Source organism: Chryseobacterium sp. Tr-659 (assembly GCF_011752975.1).
Classification (GTDB): Bacteria; Bacteroidota; Bacteroidia; order Flavobacteriales; family Weeksellaceae; genus Chryseobacterium.
The window spans coordinates 1-270 of sequence record NZ_VWWP01000029.1 but is presented as its reverse complement, the minus strand read 5'-3'; the positions used below and the strand labels follow the sequence as shown (position 1 = coordinate 270).

Genomic DNA, 270 nt, shown 5'->3' with positions numbered 1-270 from the left:
AAGTATCGCAAGATACAGAACTTACTTAAAGTTCAAGCTTTAGTTTTTTGTTTGGTTGATATATAAAAATACAAAACCCACTAGAAATTAGTAAAGGGATTGAGAGAGACAAGGATTAAGAAAAGAGGGTCAGTTAAATCTGGTATCTATTATCTGAAATCTGTAAGTCTAACAGACAGTCTCGTAGCTCAGCTGGTTAGAGCGCTACACTGATAATGTAGAGGTCGGCAGTTCGAGCCTGCCCGAGACTACTAATTAAAAAGACGGGAA

At 37.4% G+C, this 270-nt stretch carries 1 tRNA gene; it reads left to right on the top strand.

Annotation, left to right across the window (positions count from 1 at the left end):
• The first annotated feature begins 177 nt into the window (after positions 1-177).
• Positions 178-251, top strand: a tRNA-Ile gene (locus tag F3J23_RS21540).
• The last annotated feature ends 19 nt before the right edge of the window (positions 252-270 follow it).